This is a genomic window from Treponema peruense (assembly GCF_016117655.1).
GTDB lineage: Bacteria > Spirochaetota > Spirochaetia > Treponematales > Treponemataceae > Treponema_D > Treponema_D peruense.
Map to the genome: position 1 here is coordinate 1723815 of NZ_CP064936.1, position 23927 is coordinate 1747741.

A 23927-nucleotide genomic window follows, 5' to 3' on the forward strand; every position below is an offset into this window, starting at 1 on the left:
TTACAAATTTTTATTTCTTAAAACTATTCGATTTTCCCGGCAATCTTAAGTGAAATAAGCCTAGTCTTTGCAATATCAGTCCAAGAGTCAGAAGGATATTTTTCTTCAAGTGTTGAATAGAATTTCTTTGCACCTTCAAAATCCTGAAGGGACTCGCTTACACGGCCTGCGCTGAAAATTGCATGTGTTCTGCGAAGAAAATCCTTGTATTCAGAAGCTTTTTCGTAGTACTTAACAGCATCTTTGTTGTTACCTGCCTGCTCGTATGAAACGGCTGCATTAAAGAAACAAAGCGGTGCTGTATAAGAATCTTCGCCACAGTCAGCAGCAGCAAGATAAAATGCAGCGGCTGCAGAATAATCCTCTTTCTGGAAAGAAATATCAGCAGAAAGCATATTGGCACGGACACCGACAACGTTTTCTTTTGTTGTATAGGCAGCCAGTTCTTTAAGTGCAGTTTCACGGCGTTCCGTAGCAGCAGCTTCATCAAGACCGTCAGAATCTTTTACAAAAGAAAACTCTATGGCATCAACAGCAGCAAGTCCCTTTTTAATTCCTGATTCAGAAACAGCAAATGCAACACAAAGGGCAACAGCAACAAGAACAATTATAGCAATGATTGCGATTAAAATCTTGCGGTTATTACCAATAAAATATTCCAACTTTTTTCCAGTATTTTCTTTTTTCTCATTTCCAAATGAATTAACAGTAGCCATTTTTTACTCCAAAACGATGTTTTTCTATTATATAGATAAAGGATTTTTTTGTCAAAACAAATCAGACTATTATGCCTAAAAAAAAATCAATTTCGTATTCCAAGTTCAGAAATAAGCTTTGAAACATACGTTCTCTGTATTCCGAGAGCCTTTGCCGCTGCAGTCTGATTCCAGCCGTTTTCTTCAAGAATCTTAAGAACATACTTTTTCTTGAACGCATTGAGTGCATTTTTTAGCGAAACATCTTCTGAAGAAGCAATTTCAGATACACAATTCTGAATCTCACCCTGAATTCCAGACTCAGTTTTTTTAACAGGAAGTCTCAAGTCTCCAACCTGAATAAACGGCGGACGGCCTATTATGCACGCACGTTCCACGGTATTTTCAAGTTCGCGGATATTTCCGGGCCAGGAATATGAATAAATTTCAGAAAGCGAACTTTCAGAAAATCCTTCAAAATTTTTGTGCGTTTCTTTTTTGAACTTATCAAGGAAAAGTGCGCACAAAGGTTCTATTTCTTCTTTTCTTTCCCTTAGCGGAGGAACATTAAGAGTAAGAACATTTAATCTGAAATACAAATCGTTTCTGAATGTCCCTGAATGAACCATATCCTCAAGATTTCTGTTTGTAGCAGCAATTATACGCACATCAACAGAAACTGTTCTGGAAGACCCCACACGTTCAAATTTTCTCTCCTGGATTACACGCAAAAGTTTTGACTGGAGCGCAAGCGGAAGTTCTCCTATCTCGTCAAGAAAAATTGTTCCGCCGTCGGCAGTTTCAAAACGGCCTTTTACATCACTGACGGCATCGGTATAAGCACCTTTTACATGACCAAAAAGCTCACTTTCCAAAAGTGCCGGGCTTAAAGCAGCGCAACTTACCCTTACAAAAGGCTTGTCCCGGCGCAAACTTCTTAAATGCACCTGCTCTGCAAACAGTTCTTTTCCTACACCGCTTTCACCGATAATAAGTACCGAAGAATTTGTAGAAGAAGCTTCGTCTATGTTGTCAAGAATGCTTAAAACAGCAGGGCTTTTTGCAATAAAGGTATGATAATCGCGCCCGGCATTCATTGCGTTATGAAGCGCGTCAATTTCAAACATATTGCTTCTGTACTTACGGGCATTTTCGTATGCAATTGCAGCCTGCTTTCCCAAAAGCTCAAGTATCATCAGATCGTCATCATTAAAAGGAATGTCGCTGGCTTTGTTAATAAGTTCAATTACCCCTACACACTCGTCACCGACGCACATAGGAAAAGCAATCATGTTTTTTGAAATATAATCAGTTTTGTCCTGAACAGAAGAATTGAAACGCGGGTCAGATCCTACATCATTTATAACTACAGACTGCTTGTTCTGGGCAACCCATCCGGCAATACTGTTTTTGTCTACTTCTATTTTTTTTACTTCTGCACCTTTAGGACCAAGTGCTATAGAAAAATGAAGGCGACCGTCTTCTCTGTTAACAAGAAGAAGAGAGGCCGCCTCGCATTGAACCATACACATTACTGACTCAAGAATAGAAGCCAATAATGCGCGTGAATCACCGTAACTTAAATTTATACGGGTATTGATTTCGATGAGTGACTTAAATTTATCAAGACTAATAGACTTTATATCACTCATCGAAGGTAAAATTATCTGTCTTCGCTCTGATTCTTGAGACTGTCACCGATTGTGTAGGCACCGTCATCATCATTGCTTGAAGACATGTACTGTGAAAGTTCAGCACGAGCCTGAGCCTTCTTGTATTCCTTTACAGAGAAAGCAACTCTTTCTTTGTCTACGTCGATAGATACAACATAAACATTTACTTTGTCGCCAACGTTGTATTTCTTTACAGCTTCTTCGAATGGAACATCGCGGTCATCGCTAAGGTTTGCCTTGTTTACAAGACCTTCGATTCCGTTCGGAGCCTTTACAAAGATTCCAAAGTCATTGATTGAAGTAACTTCACCTTCAAAAGTGTCTCCAACCTTGTACTCAGCTGCAAATGCCTTCCAAGGATTGTCTGTAAGTTGCTTTACACCAACGCGGATTCTGTGGTTTTCAAGATCACACTCTGTTACTACAACATCGAGTTCCTGGTCAACCTTAATCTCGCTTCCCGGATGCTTGATTCTCTTTGTCCATGAAAGATCTTCGCCAGAAAGGAATGCATCAATACCTTCTTCAAGCTGAACAAAAGCACCGCTGTTTGTAATCTTTACAACTTTTCCCTTAAGTTTGGTTCCAACCGGATACTTGTCAGCAATTGTGTCCCACGGATTGTCTGTAACCTGCTTGAGTCCGAGAGAAACGCGGCCGGCCTGAATATCATATCCGAGGATCATGCATTCTACTTCATCACCCTCTTTTACCATATCAGACGGCTTGTTGATCTTCTTTGTCCAGCTGAATTCAGAAATATGGGCAAGACCTTCAATTCCTTCTTCAAGTTCAATAAATGCACCGAAGTCAGTAAGTTTTGTTACCTTACCCTTTACGATGTCATTTACATGATACTTTTCTTCGAAGTGTACCCAAGGATCTTCTGCAAAATGCTTGAGAGAAAGATTGATTCTCTTTCCTTCCGGATCAAGTTTTACTACCTTGAGTTCAATTTCCTGTCCCTTCTTAACGAAATCCTTAGGGCGTGTAACATGTCCCCAGCTCATGTCGTTAATATGAAGAAGACCGTCAAATCCGCCAAGATCAATAAAAGCACCGAAACTTGTAAATGACTTTACAGTTCCCTTTACAGTATCACCAATCTTTACTTCGTTAAAGAATTTATCACGATTTACGTCAATCTGCTCTTCAAGATACTTGCGGCGATTAACAACTACATTTCTTTTTCCGTTGCTGTAGAGGCGCTCTACATAGAACTTAGACTTAACGCCGATAAGTTTTTCTTCCTTCTCGACTTTCTGGCTGTCTGACTGGCTGATTGGGAGGAATGCACTGATTCCGCCACCAAGATTAACCATGTATCCGCCCTTTGTAACAGAAGAGATTGTTCCGTCTACAGGACGCTTTTCGTCAAACGCAACTTTAAATTCTTCCCAAAGGCGCTTTTCGTCGGCCTTTACCTTAGATACCTCAGGTCCGTTCTTTCCGAACTGATTAACGAGGTAAACTGTAATTACATCGCCAACCTTAGGCAGTTCACCGGCAAATTCAGATACAGGAATTTTTCCTTCTGACTTGCAGTTAACGTCTACGAAAACCGTATCATCTGTAACCTGAACAACTGTTCCCTGTACGTTAGATCCGTTTTCAACCGGCTCCATTTTGTTGATAGATGCTTCTAATTGTGTGTAGATGCTGTCGGAGCCATGGGCACCATTCTGTTCCACTTCCTTCTGTTCCATAGTAAACCCTTTTGATTTGATTTTGTTTTCGATTATCTCACAAACATCATTTATGGTCAAGTCTGAAGTATCAATATATACGGCATCGGGACTTTTTTTTAGAGAACCTTCGGCTTTGTTTCTGTCCATTTCATCGCGTTTGAGTATAGAAGCCTTTATTTCTTCCAGTGACAGGTTGCTGACTCCCTGGTCAAAGCGTCTTTTTGCCTGAACATCAATACTTGCATCAAGATAAAATTTGAATTCAGCATCGGGAAAAACGACCGTAGTCATATCCCTGCCCTCGCAGATTACGCTAAGGCTTTTTACAATCGTGCGCATTCTGTCATTGACCAGATGCCTTAACGGAACAACAGATGAAACTTTTGAAACGGATGAATCTATTCTGTCCTGGTGAAGAACATCGTCCACATCCTTTCCGTTAAGAATCATCCTGGCGTTTACATAATCAAGTTTCTGACGGCCGGCAAAATCTGTTACAGCCTTTGTATCATCAAGATCAATGCCTGCATCCAGAAGAGCCAGCGTAAGAGCGCGGTAAAAACTTCCGCTGTTAAGGTAAACTATACCAAGATCCGCTGCTACTGCATGTGCTACCGTACTTTTTCCTGTTCCTGCAGGACCGTCTATTGCAATTACCATAAAAACCTCACAATTATCTTTGGCGGCAGAGTTTCAGAAGTGCCGCAACTTCTTCGGAAGAAAGATCCCTGAACTGACCGAACTGAAGATCCCCTACCCCGACACAGCCTATTCTTATGCGCATAAGCCGTTTAATGCCTATTTCACAGGATTCAAACACACGCCTGATTTCACGGTTTTTTCCTTCGACAAGAATTACCCTCATGCGGCGCGCGTTAAGTTCTTCTGCATATTTGCATTTGTAAAATACGTTGTCTATGCGGATTCCGTCCATAAAACGCTCTGCCAGGTCTCTTGGAAGAGGTGAACTTGAATCTACAATATATTCTTTTTCGAGTTCTGCGGAAGGATGTGAAAGGCGTGCGGCAAATTCACCGTCGTTTGTAAAAATAATGAGTCCGCTCGAAAACATATCAAGGCGACCGACATTGTACAGACGCTCTGTATAAGCTTCTTTAAGAAGATCAGAAGCAACGGCACGGCCTTTTTCATCAGAAAGCGAGCAGACATAACCTGAAGGCTTGTTCAAAAGAACGTATCTCTTTTTTTCTTCGATAAAAATCTGTTTGCCGTCGACACAGACACAGTCTTTTTCAGAAACTTTTGTTCCGAGTTCCGTAACAGAAGCGCCGTTAACCGTTACCCGACCGGAAGTAATTATTTCTTCGCTTGCACGGCGGCTGGCAACACCACAGCGCGCCATAAAAAGTTGAAGTCTTATTTCGTCATTATCAGCGGGCAAGTTCAAACCTCTCGCTTTCTTTCTCGTCAAGCTGCGGCAGATCCGCAATACTCTGGAGGTGGAAGAATTCCAGGAATTCCTTTGTTGTTCCGTACATAACCGGTTTTCCGGGTACATCCTTTTTTCCGACTTCTTTGATAAATTTGCGCTCAAGAAGAACACGCATCATATTGTCTGCATTTACGTGGCGTATACTTTCAATTTCTGCACGTGTTACAGGCTGGCTGTATGCAATAATTGAAAGTGTTTCGATAGCAGCCTTACTGAGACGGCCTTCGTTCTTTTTGCCATAGCGCTCTTTTACGAGATCAAAGCTTTCTTTTTTTGGGGTGAGCATCCAGCCGCCGATTATCTGTGAAAGTTCAATTCCGCTGTCAAGACAGGCATATTTGTCCCTAAGCCTTGAAAGACATTCTTCCACAACATCAGGAGCAAGCCTGGTAATTTTTGACAGAACTTCGGTAGTCTGCGGCTCACTTTCCAAAAAGAGCACTGCTTCTACCAGGGCAACTTCGCTGTCAAGATTCAAGTCGGTACGGCGCGTATCTTCCTGAGCCGCATCTTCTGAATAACCGGATGTTCCTGCTGTTTCAGGGGATGTATCTGTCATTCCTTCGAATTCATTTTCGCCGGCATTTTCGTTTTCTATGCCGCCTGCTGCTTCCTGCATATCTTTATGTCTCCAAACATTCTGTTTTGATATATATCTGCCATTTTAAGTTTTACTGCCTCAAGTATAGCCATAAAGGCGCATACAACATCGAGTTCGTTTCCACGGCGCGTAATAAGTTCCGTAAACATACATTCGCCTTTTTTTTCAAGAAGCTCATTCATAAGTGCTATCTTTTCATTGGGCGTAATATCTTCGGGAGGCGTAAGTATACGCTCATCAGGATTCAGATTTGTAAGATTCCTGAAAATCTTCTGCATATCCTGAAGAAGTCCCCATGTATCCATTTTTTCCCACTGGGATGCATCTTCTTCGAACGGAAGAATTCTTTCTATTTTCTTGCGTTCAAAACTCCACTCGCTCTGTTCTTCCTGTTCTTCCATAAGGGCAGAAAGTTTTTTAAAGCGCTGGTATTCAATAAGCTGTTCCACAAGTTCCTGGCGCGGATCTTCCATACTTTCGTCGTCATCATAGGACACTTCAACCGGAAGAAGCATTCTGCTTTTTATGCATACAAGTTTTGCAGCCCAAAGATAAAATTCCGTAAGATCCTGAAGATCTACTTCAACGGCATAATCCAGATAATTCTGGAACTGCTCCGTAATCTCGGCAATGGGAATATCATAGATATTGATCTTATTCTCGCGGATAAGACTCCAAAGGAGATCGAGGGGACCTTCAAAAGGACCTGCCACAAATTTTTTCTGCTCTGAAACCTGTTCCTGAACCTGCTCCATATTCTGCCTCTTTTAAAAACGGAAATCCGCACTGTCCAAAATCTTTTCAATCCCCTGGCCGGCCAGAAGGGAAAGACTTTTTTCTACATATGCGGCATCATAAGGAAGCCCGCACAAATACGAACTTCCGCCTTCTTTTACATCGGCACATTCCATAAAAATATCAAGCAAAGGCTTAAGAACAAATGCCCTTTCGCCGAATTTTTCGTGCGGAACAACAAGATCAGCCTCATTTATTCTGCAAAAGCCAAAAAGTTCTATATCTATATCAAGTGTCCGCGGTCCGTTTCTGATTTCAAGCGTCCTGTCTCTGCCAAACCGGGCCTCGACAATATGAATTTTGTCCAAAAGCCGGTGCGGGGAAAGGTCAGTTTCAGCACAGACAACCATGTTCAGAAAGTCATTCTGGTTTTCATAATACATGGCTTTTGTCCTGTAGACACCGGACCAGGAGCGTATGTTTACAAAGCCAGACAGAGCCCTGCAGGCACCCGAAAGAATCTGCATTGATGTCAGATCTTCAGAATCCCTGTTGGAACCCAGTCCGAGTACAACAGTTTCCATTTCTGTCAAAACAGCTCTTCAGGAACAGGCTTGTCAGAAGCAGCTGCTTTTGCAAGTGAAGCCGTCTTTGACGAAGTTTTTGAAGCCTTTGCCTCTTCTTTTTCTGATTCAACTGCTACTGTCGGTGCGGCCGGAGTTTCAGATTCTTTCTGTTCAGGAGAAGAGAATCCTGTTCCGACTCCAAGAGAACGCATTTTCATTTCATAGTCACGTATTTGCTGTTCGGTAACAACTTCGCCTTCTTTTGTTCTGAGCACCTGTCCGGGGAAAATCTTTTCTCTTATAGTATGCTCAAGTTCAAGCCTGTAGTCGGGATTGTTCTCTATATAGGCAACAGCGTTTTCCTTTCCCTGTCCTACTTTTTCGGAACCACGTGTATACCATGCACCGCGCTTGTCAATAAGACCGTGCTTTACAGCTGAATCAAGAATGGACGCACTTGAAGAAACGCCCTTTCCGAAATAAATGTCGAGTTCAACCTTTCTGAAAGGCGGCGCAACCTTATTCTTTACGACCTTTACCTTTACACGGTTTCCTACGGCATCATCATCGCCCTTGCCGCCTATAGACTCTACTCTGCGTATTTCGAGACGTACAGATGAATAGAACTTAAGGGCATTACCGCCGGTTGTTGTCTCGGGGTTTCCGAACATAACACCGATCTTCATACGGATCTGGTTTATAAAGACAACAATACATTTGCTTTTTCCTACAATAGCCGTAAGTTTGCGAAGAGCCTGGCTCATAAGACGTGCCTGCAGTCCCATGACAGAATCACCCATTTCACCTTCGATTTCTTTCTGCGGGGTAAGGGCTGCAACACTGTCCACGACAATAATATCGACGGCACCGGAACGTACAAGATTCTCACAGATTTCAAGAGCCTGTTCTCCTGTGTCTGGCTGGGAAACCCAGAGTTCATCTATGTTAACACCCAGATTTTTTGCATATACAGGATCCAGTGCATGCTCGGCATCAATAAAAGCCGCTATTCCACCGAGTTTCTGCGCTTCTGCAACTGCATGGAGGGCAAGAGTCGTCTTTCCTGAAGATTCAGGGCCGTACATCTCGATGATTCTTCCGCGGGGATATCCTCCGATTCCCAGAGCCTCGTCCAAAAGAATGGAACCCGAAGGTACAACATCAATTGAAGCCGTGTCAGTCTTTGTACCCAGTTTCATAAGGGAACCTGTACCGAACTGCTTTTCTATCTGAAGACGAGCAGCCTCCAGAGCCTTCATTTTTTCCGACATTTCAGCCGAATTTTTTTCTTCTACTGCCTTTGCCATACAGCGGGGCCTCCAACAAATAAAGTGCTTGGCGTCAATATACACCTACACTTTAAATAGACTCTGTTTTTATCTTTAAGCAAAAATTCTGATAAAAAATGCATTATATAAAAAATACAATTAATTTGTATTGTATCAAAAAATAAAAGTTTAATAAAGTAGGCTGTTTGCAAAAAATTCAATGCAATTATTTGAGCGCAGAACCTTTAAGCGGCTGGTAAATTGCACGGCCCGAAAGAACTGCCTCATCTTCTGAAACATCTATTTTTCCAAGAAATCTTACAGGCCTGGAGCCGTCAACGGAAGGAGCAGGAACAGAAGGGAACATAACTTTGACGCGTCCTGTTACAGTCTTTTTGTCTTCATATCCTACAAGAAGATCACATGCCCAGCTTCCGTCAGAAAGTTCCGTGGCATTTGCTATGCGTCCTGACCAGGCAACATAAACATCTTTATAAAGAGCCGGGTCTGATGAAACCGTCAAAAAATCATAATTATCGTCAAGAGTGTCAAAAGTAGGCTCTTCAAGGTATGAAGCAAGAAGGGAAGCCTTGTGTTTTACCAAAGAAGAGGCATTGCTGCCCAAAAGACGGTTTATTTCTACCCTCGCAGCATTGTCCCTGTGTTCTGAAAAGAGTCTTACGGCAAGGTCATAGCATTCAACTATCTGCCGGGAATTCATCAGGTAATTTACGACTGTTCCCGACATATCAGAAAGAACGGGGTCTTTTTTTTCTGCGGAAGTAAGCTGCAGCATGGAAATGTCCATTCTGTCCGAACCTGTATGTCTGCTTCGGGGATAGAATGCAAGTACAAAAACCGACACAACTATTCCGAGGAAAATTCCGCCAAGAATACAGTTTCTTACGACATCGGGGTTTATTCCAAGAGGAGGATAAAATTTTTCTATTGAACCTGTATCTATCATTCCCCTTACGGCCGAAGAAACGTCTGTATTTTTGCGGATAAAATCTTTTGCCTCACGCACAATTCTGTTCTGCGGGTCAAGTTCCTGAACATCCAGATAATATTCCATGGCGGTTCTTGTATCCCCGCGCCTTAAAAAAACGGCGGCTTGTCCCAAAAGAAGGTTTACGTCATTTATCCTGATGCGGCGTGCACGGCCAAAATACCCCATTGCGTTCCCCACGTCCCCTACATAAAGGCAGGCGGTTCCGAGCGTAACAAGGTATTCAAAGTCGTTTTCGTAAATATCAGAACGCGACTCCAGATACGTTATGGCAAGAGAAAATTTTCTGCGGCGCAAAAGGCTCTTGGCCAGTTCAAGGGAAGACCGGGCCATTTTCAGCTTCCAAGCCTGAGCATTATGGAATCAAGCTCTTCATTGAGGCGTTTTATTTCTTCTGAATCAACATCGGAACCGCTTTCTTCGAGCATCTGTATGCGGTCAATGAGATTCTGGATATATTCAGGGTCAATACTGCTGCCCGGTGTTTCAGGAACAGCGTCTTTCTGATCTTCCACTGATAAAACGGGAGCACTCTGTTGTGAATCTGCAGATTCTTCTGACGGTCTGGGTTCTTCTGTTGCTGCAGGTGTCTTCGGAACTTTTTCTTCTGCGGCCGGAACTTTTGACCCCGGAGTCTGTGAGGGCAGCTGCTGTTCTGAAGAGGCGGATGTAGCTTCTTCCCTTCCAAAAAGCGTTTCTGCATAAGTCGGGGCAATTTCTTCTTTTTTAACAGGAATCGGTTCCGGAGTTACTGAAGGAACTGAGGGTTCTTTGACAGACGGTGATTTTCGGGACAGAACGTCCTTGCCCTGTTCAAGGGATTTAAGGAAATTTTTTCCGGCAGGTTCGTTTCCGTCTGCTGCAACAGAAATATAGAATGTTACGGCCTGTGTTCTGAGCGGGTCAAGATAAAATTTTTCCCAGCAGATACAGACGCAGGAATTATTGTACGAAATAACTGAACTGAAGCTTTTGTCTTCGGTAACACTCGGATACCATGACGGTGACTCAAAGGTCTGGTTATTACCGAGTGCAACTGTTTTTACCGGAGTTATGCCTTTTCCTGACAGCAGAAACTGAATGGCTGCAGAACTGTTTGAAGAACGCACCCAGAGATGTTCTGCCATATTCTGCAGTTCTGTTTCTGAATTGATGCGACTTCTTGCTGCAGTAGAAAAATGAGCAACTGTATTTTCGCCCAGGCTTGTGTCAAACACGGACTTTAGCTCAAAAGGCATATTTTTGCGGCTTAAATTGATTGTATAGACAGTTACGCGGACCATATCAACACGGGTAGATTCAGGCACTGAAGGCAGAAAACTGAAGTCAAGGACGATCTGCGCCTTATTGTCTATTGTGTATGCCATCTGCGCGCCATAAGGGGTTCTGCGGGCTTCGCTTTTAACGCCGTTTTCTCTGTTGAGCCTGTATTCTTTTGAATCTATGCGCACAGAAAAATAAGTTGAATTAAAATAATCGTAGGAAGACAAAAGCGGAACAGGGCTTCCTTTTTCGGGAATTGCGTAAATTCCAAAACTTCCGGTACTGCCAAAAAGTGAAATCTTTACGCCGTCGCGCTCTATGGAAAAATTTTTCTCGGGAATATAAGACCAGCCGGTATATTCGTCAACCTCTGTTTTGGAACCTTTTTTTGAAACACGTGCAGGAAGTTCACCCGAAACAGACGGTGCTTCACTTGCAGGCCGTACTACATTGCCGTTGGAATCGAGAACTACAGAAACTTCACTTTCCTTTGGCTTTTGGGAGGCATTTTTTTCTTTGTCAGGAGCAGCGCTTTTTTTTGTAGATGCACAGGAACAGACAGTAGCCGTCATCAAAGCGGCGACAATCAAATTAACGTACTTTTTCATATGCTACTTTCCTCCGTATTTTGCATCGACCATTTTCTGAAGAAGCGCGGCTTTCTGTTTAAGAAGCTCAATATCAGAAGATTTTTTATCACTAACAGCCTCTGCCTCGCGTTTTTTTTGCAAGATTCAGCGATTCTTCGGCAGATTTTTCAAGTTCTGCTATTCTGGAATTTGCTGCATTAAGCTGGCGTCTCAAGACAACCATATCTTCGGTTCTATAATCACGCAACTGCTTTTCGTAACTTTCTTTTGAACTCAGATATTCTTCGCCGGTCATTTTAAGAAGATACAAAAGCTTGTTTTCCCTTTCGCGCTGGGCAATAAGTTCCAGTTTTATCTTTGAATCAGAAACCTTGTCGCTTGCTGGAAAGTCTGAAACAACCGTTTCATAAAGTCCTCGCGCTGTTTCAAAACTGTAGTCGTCGTAAAAACTTTCAGCCATCCAGAAAAGTGCAGAAGGATAAAGTTCATTTCCGGGATTCTGATGGCAGAAATCACTCAGTACCATAACTGCAGCGTCCCTGCGGCCGGTATAATAGAGTGCACGCCCCTTCTGGTAGTCTACATAAGGACGCAGTAAGCTTTCGGGATAGTCTGCAGAAAAAGTCTCGCAATCAGAAACAGCCGCGTCATAATTTTCTGAATTCATGAGGCTCATTATAAGCATGTAGCGCATTCCATCTGAAGAACTGCCTGAAGCTACGGCTTTTCTCAAAAGAATAGAAGCGCCACTCCAGTCACCGGCAGCATAAGCTTCAAGACCTGCAGTTTCGGCACTTTTTGACAAAGATATGACGCTGTTTTCCTGAGAAAATGCAGGTGAGGCAAAATTAACAGCAGTTGAGGCAAGAATAAGAAAAAATATTCTGTCTTTTATTCCCATTTAAGTTCCCCTTTGAAAAATGAGGACCCCGAAACCACAATATCTGTTCCGGCATCAATAACAGAAGGCAGAGTTGACGAGTTTATTCCGCCGTCGACAGAAATTTTATAGTCAAAGCCTTCCTTTCTTTTAATATCGGCAAGCTTTCTGACTTTTTCTACTGTATACGGAATAAGTTTCTGACCGCCCCAACCGGGATTTACTGTCATTACAAGGACAAGATCCACAAAAGGAAGAAGTGTTTCTATTGCAGAAACAGGGGTTGCAGGGCAAAGTGCTATTCCGGCTTTTTTACCGCGCTCATGGATAATCTGCACACAACGGTCGGCATGACAGGTGGCTTCTATATGAAAAGTAACCCAGTCAGCACCGGCATCTATATAGGAAGAAATTGAAGATTCAGGGTGTTCAACCATAAGATGCACATCAAACGGAAGGTCCGTGCACTTTCTTACAGAAGCAATAACAGGCTGGCCGTAAGTAACCTGCGGAACGAAATGTCCGTCCATTACATCTATGTGAACAAGGGAACCGGAATTTTCTTTTATTGTGCCGACTGCTCCTGCAAGGTTTGAAAAGTCTGCAGAAAGAAGTGACGGTGAGAGCATTACGTTTGATTTCATATCCTTCAATATTACTTCAATTTTTTATCTCTGTAAATACAGGATTTATGAACTGTCCGCAATCTTTCCCACCGCAATGAATTGCATTATTAAACTGCGTTATTCTGTCGCTGATGGAACGCGTTTTCCCCAGAATGTTGTCGGGGAACTATTTACTTTTGCAGAAGAAATTCCTGCATAGACTACAGTCGCCACACGTTTATTATTATCAACAGCAGATTCCCAGTCGAGTTCCCTGTCAAGGACAAGAATAATCTGCGAGTCACTGATTCCATTGGGTTTGGTACTGCCGAGTGTTACCGTAAGATATTTGTTTACTGAATCCAATTTCCATGTTCCGTCAAAGGCACCTGAAACGGTTTTGTCTTCATTGAAATAAACGTATTCCGACACGTCCATAACGTCGTTTCCCGGTTTATTCCGCTGGACAAGATTAATGTGTTCCCATGTTCCCGCAATGTCTGATTCCGTTATGTCTGCATCTTTGTTTTCTATATTTGCATAGCGTTCGGGAGATGCAATTGGCCACAGGTCAGCAGTGTCTGTTCCGTTGGGGCACCAGAGAATTTTTCTTACATGACCCATCATAATTGCATTGGAATGAGCATTGCCACCTGCATTTTCAGGAAGTCTTCCCTGGCTTGCATAAAACCAGTCCCCGTCCTTTTCAAAAACAGTACAGTGTGAAAGCCCTACCCAGCCGTCACCGCCATTTTTGAACTTATAGGGATGGGTTACTATAGGAAAGCAGCTTCCTGTTCCACTGCCGATGTTGATTGCGTCACGGCCGTAAATATCTTTATAACCTGAGATTGGATTTTTGGAACGTACGACACGCGTATGGTATTTGTATGAAAGCTCTTCGTTTGCAAAGAACATGTAGTAGTAATTATCTTTTTTGTTGTAAAGAACTTCGGGTCCTTCTGATGGCTGCCAGGCATTTGTGCTTTTTCCGCGGCAGTAAACGCGTGTTCCGTAACCGTTTGAAGCAAGTCCTTCGGGACTGTCTGCCCAAGGAAGACCTATTCCGTTTGTTTTGTCTGCCTTAAGGGTAGCCTTTGGAAAACCTGTATCCCTGTCTATTTCAAGGCCGGCAAATCCGTGGTGCCAGGAACCGTAAATGAGATAATCAGTGTCTGTGTAGCTTTCATCGTGGTTACCCGGAATATATGTCGGATCAATTGCGTTAAAGTAAAAGTATGCATCCCAGTCACCAGTGGAAGACCTGTAGTAGGCAGCCTCAGAAGAAGCCGTATCTCCTGACATAGTCGGGAAATTACTGCCGCGTGCACTTGACGAACACAGAACATAGCCTTTGTCTTCCCATTTATTTGCAGCAGGGTCAGTTGATTCCATCATTCCTATAAAGGCTCTTTCTGTCCACGAATTGTCAAAATTGCCTTTTGTATTCTGTTTGCCGCTGTAAATGTAATTGTCAATTACAACATCATAATACATGCGCATGACAACTGTTCCGTCTGACTTTGTGACTTTTTTGACAGTCGGTGCCCAATAACCCCACGAGATGTCATTTATAGAAGAAAATGGTTCAAGATTCATTTCTCTGCGGAATTCATTGACCTTTTCCAGAATCCACGCTTTGGCTCCGTTTTCTGGCATTGCCATTCCTACATAAGACCAGTTTACAAGATCCTTTGAGCGACGGCCGTAATAGTGGCCCTTTCCTGAATGTGCGTTTCCGTAACTGGCGTCTGTCTGGTACATGTAGTAGTAACCGTCAGTCCACCTTTCTACAGAAGGATCATGGACGTTGGCAAGATTCCACATATTGCGCTTTTCCCATGAAGACATTGCTGAATAATCATCTTTTCCATTGGGGCCGTAAGTATATTCCCTTATAGAAGCAGGTGTGTCCTGGTATCCCAAAGAGTCCTGAGAGCCCGATGAAGACTGGTTTTCAGCAGGACATCCGGTAAAGAAAACTGTAGCCGTCATGAAAAAGCAGCACAGAGTGCATAAGCAAAAAACAGATCTTTTCATATATCACCTCGAAGGAAGTGTAAAATGAAACTGCGGAATCTCAAAAAAAAAGTTTTCTGTAGCGAATTTATACTTAAAAAAGATGATTTTTATCTATTTTTATTGATATTAAACCTGTTCGAAAAATATACTTCCGCAATTCCGGATAAAAAAAAGCAAAAAATAAATATATTTTTACATATCTGTCCCGTTGCGGTGTTGACAAAGAAATTAAAAAACATTATAAACTATTGCCCATTTTCACTAAAAGCCACATTGACATATTTCTTCAATTCGTATAATCTAAAAGAACGCCACAAAAAAATTCCGGGGGATAAGATTTTTTAATGGGTATTCAGTCAGAGAACGCCTTGAGCGAAGCCTACATCATGATAGAATCCTGCGAAATGGAAAAAGCAGCTGCTCTTCTTGACGATACTCTTGCAGGAGATCTGGACAACGACAGTCTTGTATTTGCAATCCAGTGCTGCAATTTCTGGAAAAACACACTTCCGCAACTGGAACAGTCCGGTTATTTTGAACGAGGCGAAACACTTGTAAACCAATGGAAGCAGTTCATGCAGCTGGCTTCACGCGAAGACGGCAAACAGGAAAGAACGCTATATGCTTTCAGAAAAGGCATTTTTTCACTAGCGCTGGAATTTTACGGAAAAGCATCTGACGAAAAGGATGACAAGCTTCATTCAGAAATCTGCCGCAAAAAGGGACTCTGCTACAAAAAGCTTGGTTCTTACGAAGTTGCGCTCAAGTGCCTTACAGAAGCAAACACTTCTGTTCCGGGGCAGTCGTCTGTAATGGCAGAAATGGCTGACTGCTATGCACTTTGCGGCGAAACAAAATATGCCAAGCTTCTTTTTAAGGAAGCATTTTTTATTGATGCACAGAAAATTGACCTTGACTTTCTTGACTCGCAGCTCATTACACTGCTTGTAAAAAAAGTCAGCGAAAAGGGATATTCAGGTGCCGTACTGCAGGAGTGGATTCCTGTTTACGGTGTTCTGTTCGGTGTTTTTACGGTAAAACGAAAATTGCGCTCGCAGGAAGTTCTGGGACTCAAACAGGAAATCTTTGCAAAAAAGAGCGAACTTAAGGATCCGAACAACAACAGTTCTGTAATTATCCCCAGGCTTATGAACCTGTATTTCTGGCTCATAGACCATTACCAGCTGTCAAAGGACAGCGTTTCGAAAATCAACGATGTAATGCTGGAAATAAGAACACTTGATCCGGCTGTGTACAAGATTTTCGTTCAATAAGTAAACTTAGCGACCTCCGGACTGCCATGCGGTTTTCAGAGATTGCCTTGATGTTTTTGGAGAACTTACATTAATCACGCGTTAAACAACGCAACAGGAGCAAAACATGTCTGAAGAACTTGAGAATTCCGTACGCGAGATGCTTAAGGAAGAAACATGGACTCGTGCAGGTATCAGCAACTTCACTAAGAACAATCTTATGGAACTTGCCGAACTTTTGGAAAAGGCACACAACCAGAACTGCGAGTATGAAATCAAGGATATCTGCGACCAGCAGCTTGCACATACAAAGGACAGTATTGTGGCTCTTTATATTTCTGGAATGGTTTCACTTCACTCCGGTTCAATTGACACTTCTGCCCTTGTAACACTTACAGAGATTTTTGAAAAGAACCACAAGGAAGCTCTTGTTGAATATCTTTGCCAGACAATTCTTGATGAAGATTCGCAGAACAAATTTGCACTCAGAAAGCTGGCAGAATATTATAAAGAAACCAACGACGACAAAGTATGGGAACTTTATGAAAAGATTGTAAAGCTTGACTTTGAAGAAGCAGACATTGCAAAAATTCTTGCAGAACGCTACGAAAGCCAGGGAAACATGGAAGCAGCCGTAAGCTACTACAAGAAGGCCCTGCTCCGCTACGTTGCCGCAAAAAATCTTGGTGCGATGAAAGAAATGTGGAGCAAGCTGGTCAATCTTATTCCCGAAGAAATTGACTTCTTTATGCTTGTTCAGCGCAAGATTGCAAAGACAATCAGTGAAGACAAGTCTGCGCTTCTTATGCAGGAACTTTATTCTTATTACAAGAATACCGCAAAGTGGGACACCGCAATCGGAATCCTCAAGCTCATTCTTGAAATAGACAACAAGGATGCATGGGCACGCAAGGAAATCATTGAGTGCTTCCGCGGAAAATATTCAGACAGAGTTCACCTTGACGAATATATTGTTTCTTCAAACCTCAACCAGTCTTACCGCAACGTTTTTGAAGCCATCAGCGACTTTGAAAAGCACATTGCCTTTGATGCAAAGAACTACGTATTCCACAGAACATGGGGCGTAGGTATTATTACAAAGGTTGAAGGTGACATGCTCACTATCAACTTCGGCAAAAAGAACGGCGTTCACCCTATGTCACTCAAGATGGCAGTAAACGCACTCCAGCCTTTGAGTCGTGACCATATCTGGGTTCTCAAGGCTACAAAAAAGCGCGAAGACCTTGCAAAGAAAGTAAAGCAGGAAATTGCATGGACACTCAAGACAATCATCAAGAGCTTTGACAACAACTGCGACGAAAAGAGAATCAAGGCAGAACTTGTTCCAGCTATTCTTACTCCGGGCGAATGGACAAGCTGGCACTCAAAGGCACAGAAGATTCTTTCTTCTGACCCGCTGTTCGGTGTAAACCCAAACGACATCAACCTATATACAGTACGCGATCATGAAATCAGCAGGGAAGAAAGACTTGCCAACGAATTCAAGGCAGAAAAGCAGTTCTTCTCAAGAATTGACATTATGATGCGCTATCTTAACGAAATTGAAGATCCTTCAGACGAGCAGTTCACTGATATGTTCTCTTACTTTACGGGATACCTCAAGGCATTCTCGAATGTCAACGAACAGATTGTGGCTTCTTTCCTTGTTGTACAGGAAATCATCAAGAGGGTTCCGAGTCTTGAATCACCTGCAAAGTTTACATTCGCCGAACTTTATTCAGACATTGACAATCCGCGCGAAATGTACACACTTCTCAAGGACAGCAAAAATACTTCACTCAAGGCAGCGTTTATTGCAAACGTAAGACTTCTTTCTGACTGGGACGACCAGTACATTAACCTGTTCCCGACTGTACTCGACAAAAAGCTTTTGTCAGAACTTATCGCTGCAGGCAAAAATGAAAAGGTTATACGCCTTGTACAGACAAGTTTTGCAGACTACCGCAACTACAGAAATGCCGCAGTTTATTTCTTTGCTGAATGCAGAAACGAACCGTGGTTCAAGGAAGCGGGAATTGCAGACGACAAGCAGCTTGTTACCCTTGTAAACATTATTTCACTGTGCTTCAGGGAAGTAAACAACCACGTTAACACTGTTGAAAACAAAAAGACAATCAAGGCTGCAGTTTCTCTTCTGTTTGCAAACAAGACAGAAAACGGTGTCAAAAACACAATGCTTGACTTTATGCTTTCGAGCGACAAGACGACAATTACCCACATGTACACAATGGTAAATGACGTTAGGGAACTCGATTCTGTATACAAGGCCCAGCTCAGAAACGGAATTCTCGGACAGTATCCTGACTTTAAATTCCAGGAAGCAGAGATTAAACAGGACGCTCCAAAGGGACTTCTTGTTACCGCAAAGATGCTTGAAATCAAGCGCGCACTTGCCGAAGACCTCGAAAAAGTACAGCTACCCAAGGTTGCAGAAGAAGTCAGCGATGCAAGAGCCAAGGGAGACCTTAAGGAAAATGCTGAATATACTTCTGCCAAGGAAGCACAGCACCGCCTTACCGTACAGCTTACAAAACTCAAGGAAGAACTTTCACGCGCAGTTGTATTTGACCCGACAACAGTCACAACTTCGACAGTTTCTTTCGGAACAGCAGTTACACTCGACAATCATATTTCTGGAAAAGAAGAGATTCTTACAATTCTTGGACCGTGGGAATCAAATGCCGACCAGGGAATTATTTCGTATCTTTCCCCGCTCGGAAACAATCTTCTTAACCTTAAGGCCGGTGAACATGCAGAGTTCACTATCAACGACCACAAATACGATTACACTGTAAAGGCAATCACAGCCGCAAGAATGTAATCAGAAAACAACCGTTTACCCCCGGAAGTCATTGTGGCTCCGGGGTGTTTTTTTTGGAAAGGGAAAATGGCCATAGACAAGTCAACATACGAAAGGATTTCTGCACATGCGGGAATGTTCCATAACTCAACCAACATAGGCGTCATAGAAGGAAGCGACGCTCTCTATGTAATAGACACTGCCTGCAGCGACGACGACGGTAAATGTATTGTTGAATCGCTTGAAGATATTTTTCCGCATAAAAAAATAAAAGCTGTAATAAACACACATTCACACGCCGACCATTGCGGTGGAAATGCCTATATTGTAAAAACACAGAATGCACAAATCTGGGCACCGCATGATGAATCAAAAATAATGGAGTTTCCGCGCTCACTCGGAGTAATGTACTGGGGCGGCATTCCGTTCAGCGACATTAACAATCCTGTCTTTGTAGTTCCCGAAGCGCTCGAAGTAACAAAAACTTTTTCTGACACCAGCGTTGATGTCGGAACTGCAACAATAAGTTTTGTTCCGCTGCCTGGTCATTTTTTTGACCAGTCCGGAATTTTTGTTTATGACAAAGAAGACGGTTTGACTACAGCTTATCTTGGGGACGGATTTTTCGGAATGTCGCTTCTGAAAAAATTCTGGATTCCGTTTATGTATGAACCTGAAAAATTCCGTTCTTCTGTTTTGAAAATTGAATCTTCGGGTGCAGACTATTTTGTTCCGGGTCACGGAGAACTTTACACAAAAGACAATATTACTGCCGCTGCCGAAATGAATACAATGGTGACCCTCGAAACTGAATTTCTTATACTGCGGCTTCTGGAAGAAAAACCGATGACACAGGAAGAACTTCTTAAAGCCGTTACCGATTATGCAGGAATAACAATGCGCCCGGTTCAGTTTGTGCTTATAGGAACAACACTACGCTCCTATCTTTCGAGCCTTTTGAACCGCGGCAAAGTAAGTTTTGAAATGTGCGAAAACAGAATGCTCTGGCGTACAGTCAGATAACCGGCACCGCAATTATTCGGAAAGTCCGTCTACAATTGCTGTTCCGGCACTTGCACCTATTCTTGTTGCACCGGCTTCAATCAGTTCCAGAGCTTCCTGCGTGGTATGAATTCCGCCGCTCGCCTTAACGCCCATATCCGGTCCGACAACAGAACGCATGAGTTTTACTGCATGAACTGTTGCACCGTTCGGAAGAAGACGGCCTTCAATATCTTTTACAATTGCAAAACCGGTCGAAGTTTTTACAAAGTCAAATCCGCTGTCACGGGCACATTCGCATGTCTTTTTTATTTCTTCGTCATCGAGCAGACAGGTTTCAAGAATAAGTTTTGTCACAACAGGGCGTCTTTTTTCTTCTATGTCTGCCGTAATCCACATTGAAGCTTCAGAAACGCTTTTTGTAACTGCAAGAAGTTCAGCCTTGAGAAGTTCCCACTCATGGGCCTTTACAAGAGACAGGTTCACTACAAAATCAAGTTCGTCAGCTCCCTGTGTAATGGCAATGTCGGACTGTGCAAGTTTTGTTTCAAGACCGCCCGCTCCCAAAGGAAAATCTATTACGGTACAGACTTTTGTTTGCGAATCTTTGAGAATTCCGTGTGCAAGGGAAACAAATGTCGGATTAACGCAGACAGAAGCAAATGAATATTTTGCAGCCTCGGTGCAGAATTCCCTTACGCGCTTTTCTGTTGCGCAGGGGGAAAGAAGTGTCTGGTCAATAAAAGATGCCAGTTGTTTTTTATTCAGTTTGTTGTTCATACATTCAATTTTATTGCCAACACACAATGCCGTCAAGGTCACACCGTTACGTGTCTCCGTTACGCAAACGCAGAGCAGCCACGCTGTAAACGCACGAATGCCCGGCTCAAAGGTCTTTTAACAGACTATAATTTTCGGTATAATAAAATTATGAAATTCGGATTTTTAAGAACCGCATGTGCAAGTCCAAAACTTTGTGTAGCAGACTGCACTTCAAATGCGCATGAAATTATAAATTGTGTAAAAAAAGCTTCTGGCGAAGGAATCTCTGTTCTTGTTTTCCCTGAACTGTGCATCACGGGATACACCTGCGCAGATTTATTCATGCAGGCCACGCTCGAAGAAGCTGCCGTCTGTGCCCTTAAAGAAATATGCGAACACACCCGCGATATTCCAGTACTGTTTGCCGTGGGGCTTCCGCTTACTGCAGGCTGTGTCAGGTACAACACGGCCGCAGTCTGTTTTAAAGGAAAAGTTCTTGCTGTTATTCCAAAGACATACATACCCAACTACTCTGAATTCTACGAGCGCAGATGGTTTACACCTTATGACGGTTACGCCCCTGACAGTATTGAACTTGGCGGCACTCTCGGAACAGTCCCCTTCGGTACAGACATAATTATACGCGACAAAAGCGATCCTTTGATTTCAATTGCAGCAGAAATATGTGAAGATGCGTGGGTTCCGCTTTCACCTTCAACAAGACACGCTCTTGCAGGTGCAACAATTATTCTGAACCTTAGCGCAAGCAATGAAGTTGTCGGAAAAGCCGCATACAGAAAATCACTTGTGCAGTCCCTTTCGGCAAAAAATATGTGCGCCTACGTTTATGCAGATGCCGGTCATGATGAAAGTACAACAGACATGGTTTTTTCGGGCCACAATCTTATTGCACTGAACGGCACTGTCAAAGCAGAATCGCTGCCTTTTTCTGAATGCACGTTTACCGCAGCAGACCTTGACATGGAACGCATACAAAGGGACAGGCTCAGAACAACAACCTTTGCACAGAATGCATCGGCAGAGCGCGGCACAAAAGCAGAATACAGATTCATTGATATCTGTCTTGAAGACAATATTTTCTCAAAGGACACCGGCGCCAGAATTTCCGGCGGAACAGATCCGCATCCGTTTGTTCCTGATTCTGCAGAAAAAAGACAGGAGCGTTGTCTTGAAGTCGTTGAAATGCAGGCAGAAGGACTTGCAAAAAGACTGCGCCATATTCACGCAAAAAGTGCTGTTGTAGGACTGAGCGGCGGACTCGATTCCACACTTGCCCTTCTTATAACCGCGCGGGCCTTTGACAAATGCGGCATAGACAGAAGCGGAATTCTCGCGGTAACAATGCCTGCGTTCGGAACAACCGGCAGAACCTACAGAAATGCCTGCTCACTTGCCGTAAAAACCGGCGCGACGCTTAAGGAAATAGACATAAAGGAGTCGGTAAAAAAACACTTTGATGATATAGGCCAGGATGAAAGTGTTCACGACATAACATATGAAAACTCACAGGCTCGCGAAAGAACGCAGATTCTGATGGATCTTGCAAACATGACCGGCGCAATTGTAATAGGAACAGGAGACTTGAGCGAACTGGCACTGGGCTGGTGTACTTACAACGGAGACCAGATGTCAATGTACGGAGTAAATTCAAGCATTCCGAAAACCCTTGTAAGACACCTGGTTACATGGTTTGCCGAATGTGCACAAAATAAAGGCGACATACAGCTTTCAGAAATTTTAAAAGACATTCTTGACACACCCGTAAGCCCCGAACTTCTGCCGCCCGACGGAAGTGACATAAGCCAGAGGACAGAAGAAATTGTGGGTCCTTACGAACTTCATGACTTTTTCCTTTACTATGTACTCAGATGGGGCTTTTCCCCAGAAAAAATATATTTTCTTGCTTGCGATGCACTTCTTGGAAAAAAAGCAGACGGAACAGGAACAGCATACACAAAAGAAATTATCCTTAAATGGATGCGCTCGTTTTACAAAAGATTTTTCTCGCAACAATTCAAAAGAAGTTGTATGCCTGACGGAGCCAAAGTCGGAACAGTAAACCTTTCACCGCGCGGTGACTGGAGAATGCCGAGTGATGCAGTCTGTTCAGAATGGCTTTTGCGACTCGATTCAATAGGAACAACAAAATGCTAAGTTACCAGCACGAATATCACGCCGGGAATCACGCAGATATACTCAAGCATATCTGCCTCTGCCTGATTCTTGAAAATCTTACAAAAAAAGAAAAGCCTTTCACGGTAATAGACACCCACGCAGGAGCTGGAAGATTTGATCTGAATGACGAACGTCTTCTAAAAACGGGAGAAGCACACGAAGGAATAGAAAAATTATTTACTGCGTGCAACAGCAAAACAGATGCTCTTCCACACGGACTTTCGCTCTATTTGAAAACAGAAGGCGAATATCTCAAAAACAATATTTATGCCGGCAGTCCTGAACTTGAAAGATATTTTATGCGCAGGGGAGATACCCTTCATCTTATAGAAAAACATCCTGCTTCTCTGGCTTCACTCTCTGACAGTATAAAGCTCTCTGTTCCGGCAGAAAAAAAGTCAGGTTTCTGTACAGTAAAAGTACATGACGCAGACAGTTACACTACCCTAAACGCTCTTGTTCCGCCACTGGTAAAAAGAGGGCTCATAATCTGTGACCCCAGTTACGAAGACGCATCTGACTACAAAAGTGTAACGGCTGCTTTGGAAAATGCAAGAAAAAAATGGAACACGGCAATCATAGTTTTATGGTACCCGCTTTTGGAAAGAAGAAAAAATGAAACTGCACAGATGCTGTCTGCCCTCGAAATTTTCGGCAAAACCGGAACAAACCCATGCGAAAGCTTCAGGTGCGAACTCGAAGTAAAAGATCCTGCTGCGATGAGGGAAGAAAACGGGGCACATCTTTACGGAAGCGGAATATTTGTAATGAACCCGCCGTGGCATCTAGAAGAAGATATGCGCGAAGTTTCTGATTATCTTAAAAAAAAGCTGATCGACTTCTGA

General features: G+C 43.0%; 19 protein-coding genes. 5 read left to right on the top strand and 14 right to left on the bottom strand.

The annotated features are described in order from the left end of the window. Window positions 1-23 precede the first annotated feature (23 nt). From IWA51_RS07980 to IWA51_RS08040, 13 genes are all read right to left on the bottom strand, one after another. A complete protein-coding gene (locus IWA51_RS07980) occupies window positions 24-716 on the bottom strand; it encodes a tetratricopeptide repeat protein (RefSeq protein ID WP_177528934.1) in 693 nt (230 codons plus the stop codon). A gap of 86 nt (window positions 717-802) precedes the next feature. Then, window positions 803-2347 (bottom strand): sigma-54-dependent Fis family transcriptional regulator, encoded by a 1545-nt coding sequence (locus tag IWA51_RS07985; protein ID WP_198442038.1) that lies wholly within the window; start codon window positions 2345-2347, stop codon window positions 803-805. A gap of 11 nt (window positions 2348-2358) precedes the next feature. After that, complete coding sequence (gene rpsA, locus IWA51_RS07990; protein ID WP_198442039.1) at window positions 2359-4716, bottom strand: 30S ribosomal protein S1; 2358 nt, start codon at window positions 4714-4716, stop codon at window positions 2359-2361. Window positions 4717-4729: 13 nt separating this feature from the next. Next, complete coding sequence (locus IWA51_RS07995) at window positions 4730-5458, bottom strand: pseudouridine synthase (protein ID WP_268969350.1); 729 nt, start codon at window positions 5456-5458, stop codon at window positions 4730-4732. Then, window positions 5448-5987, bottom strand: coding sequence for an SMC-Scp complex subunit ScpB (gene scpB, locus IWA51_RS08000; RefSeq protein ID WP_230402744.1), 540 nt, complete (start codon window positions 5985-5987; stop codon window positions 5448-5450). Before scpB ends, IWA51_RS07995 begins: the two co-directional genes overlap by 11 nt. 116 nt (window positions 5988-6103) lie before the next feature. Next, window positions 6104-6865, bottom strand: coding sequence for a segregation and condensation protein A (locus IWA51_RS08005; RefSeq protein ID WP_198442041.1), 762 nt, complete (start codon window positions 6863-6865; stop codon window positions 6104-6106). 12 nt (window positions 6866-6877) lie between these two features. Then, entirely contained in the window at window positions 6878-7429 is a 552-nt protein-coding gene (folK, locus tag IWA51_RS08010) for a 2-amino-4-hydroxy-6-hydroxymethyldihydropteridine diphosphokinase (protein ID WP_230402745.1), read from the bottom strand. Window positions 7430-7434: 5 nt separating this feature from the next. Further along, window positions 7435-8718, bottom strand: coding sequence for a recombinase RecA (gene recA, locus IWA51_RS08015; RefSeq protein WP_198442043.1), 1284 nt, complete (start codon window positions 8716-8718; stop codon window positions 7435-7437). Between the two features lie 187 nt (window positions 8719-8905). Then, on the bottom strand, window positions 8906-10021 hold the full coding sequence (locus IWA51_RS08020; protein ID WP_198442044.1) for a tetratricopeptide repeat protein: 1116 nt from the start codon (window positions 10019-10021) through the stop codon (window positions 8906-8908). 2 nt (window positions 10022-10023) lie between these two features. After that, window positions 10024-11559 (bottom strand): hypothetical protein, encoded by a 1536-nt coding sequence (locus IWA51_RS08025; protein ID WP_198442045.1) that lies wholly within the window; start codon window positions 11557-11559, stop codon window positions 10024-10026. A gap of 91 nt (window positions 11560-11650) precedes the next feature. Then, window positions 11651-12442, bottom strand: a complete 792-nt coding sequence (locus IWA51_RS08030) for a tetratricopeptide repeat protein (protein ID WP_198442046.1) — start codon at window positions 12440-12442, stop codon at window positions 11651-11653. Then, window positions 12433-13065: a ribulose-phosphate 3-epimerase gene (gene rpe, locus IWA51_RS08035; protein WP_177528944.1), complete on the bottom strand. Its 633-nt coding sequence runs from the start codon at window positions 13063-13065 to the stop codon at window positions 12433-12435. The genes IWA51_RS08030 and rpe overlap by 10 nt, the downstream gene beginning before the upstream one ends. A 99-nt stretch (window positions 13066-13164) precedes the next feature. Further along, complete coding sequence (locus IWA51_RS08040; protein ID WP_198442047.1) at window positions 13165-15066, bottom strand: glycoside hydrolase family 43 protein; 1902 nt, start codon at window positions 15064-15066, stop codon at window positions 13165-13167. Window positions 15067-15392: 326 nt separating this feature from the next. Here IWA51_RS08040 and IWA51_RS08045 point away from each other — a divergent pair, with 326 nt between their 5' ends. From IWA51_RS08045 to IWA51_RS08055, 3 genes are all read left to right on the top strand, one after another. Further along, window positions 15393-16322, top strand: a complete 930-nt coding sequence (locus tag IWA51_RS08045; protein WP_177528946.1) for a tetratricopeptide repeat protein — start codon at window positions 15393-15395, stop codon at window positions 16320-16322. A 106-nt stretch (window positions 16323-16428) separates the two neighbouring features. Beyond that, the gene (gene greA, locus IWA51_RS08050) at window positions 16429-19143 is read left to right on the top strand and encodes a transcription elongation factor GreA (protein ID WP_177528947.1); all 2715 of its coding nucleotides are present in this window, start codon (window positions 16429-16431) and stop codon (window positions 19141-19143) included. A gap of 66 nt (window positions 19144-19209) precedes the next feature. Next, window positions 19210-20145 (top strand): MBL fold metallo-hydrolase, encoded by a 936-nt coding sequence (locus IWA51_RS08055; RefSeq protein WP_198442048.1) that lies wholly within the window; start codon window positions 19210-19212, stop codon window positions 20143-20145. 12 nt (window positions 20146-20157) lie between these two features. Here the strand turns inward: IWA51_RS08055 and deoC are convergent, their stop codons facing one another. Beyond that, complete coding sequence (deoC, locus tag IWA51_RS08060) at window positions 20158-20904, bottom strand: deoxyribose-phosphate aldolase (RefSeq protein WP_230402629.1); 747 nt, start codon at window positions 20902-20904, stop codon at window positions 20158-20160. A gap of 150 nt (window positions 20905-21054) precedes the next feature. Here deoC and IWA51_RS08065 point away from each other — a divergent pair, with 150 nt between their 5' ends. Further along, window positions 21055-23061: an NAD(+) synthase gene (locus tag IWA51_RS08065; RefSeq protein WP_198442049.1), complete on the top strand. Its 2007-nt coding sequence runs from the start codon at window positions 21055-21057 to the stop codon at window positions 23059-23061. After that, on the top strand, window positions 23055-23927 hold the full coding sequence (locus IWA51_RS08070) for a 23S rRNA (adenine(2030)-N(6))-methyltransferase RlmJ (protein WP_177528951.1): 873 nt from the start codon (window positions 23055-23057) through the stop codon (window positions 23925-23927). The genes IWA51_RS08065 and IWA51_RS08070 overlap by 7 nt, the downstream gene beginning before the upstream one ends.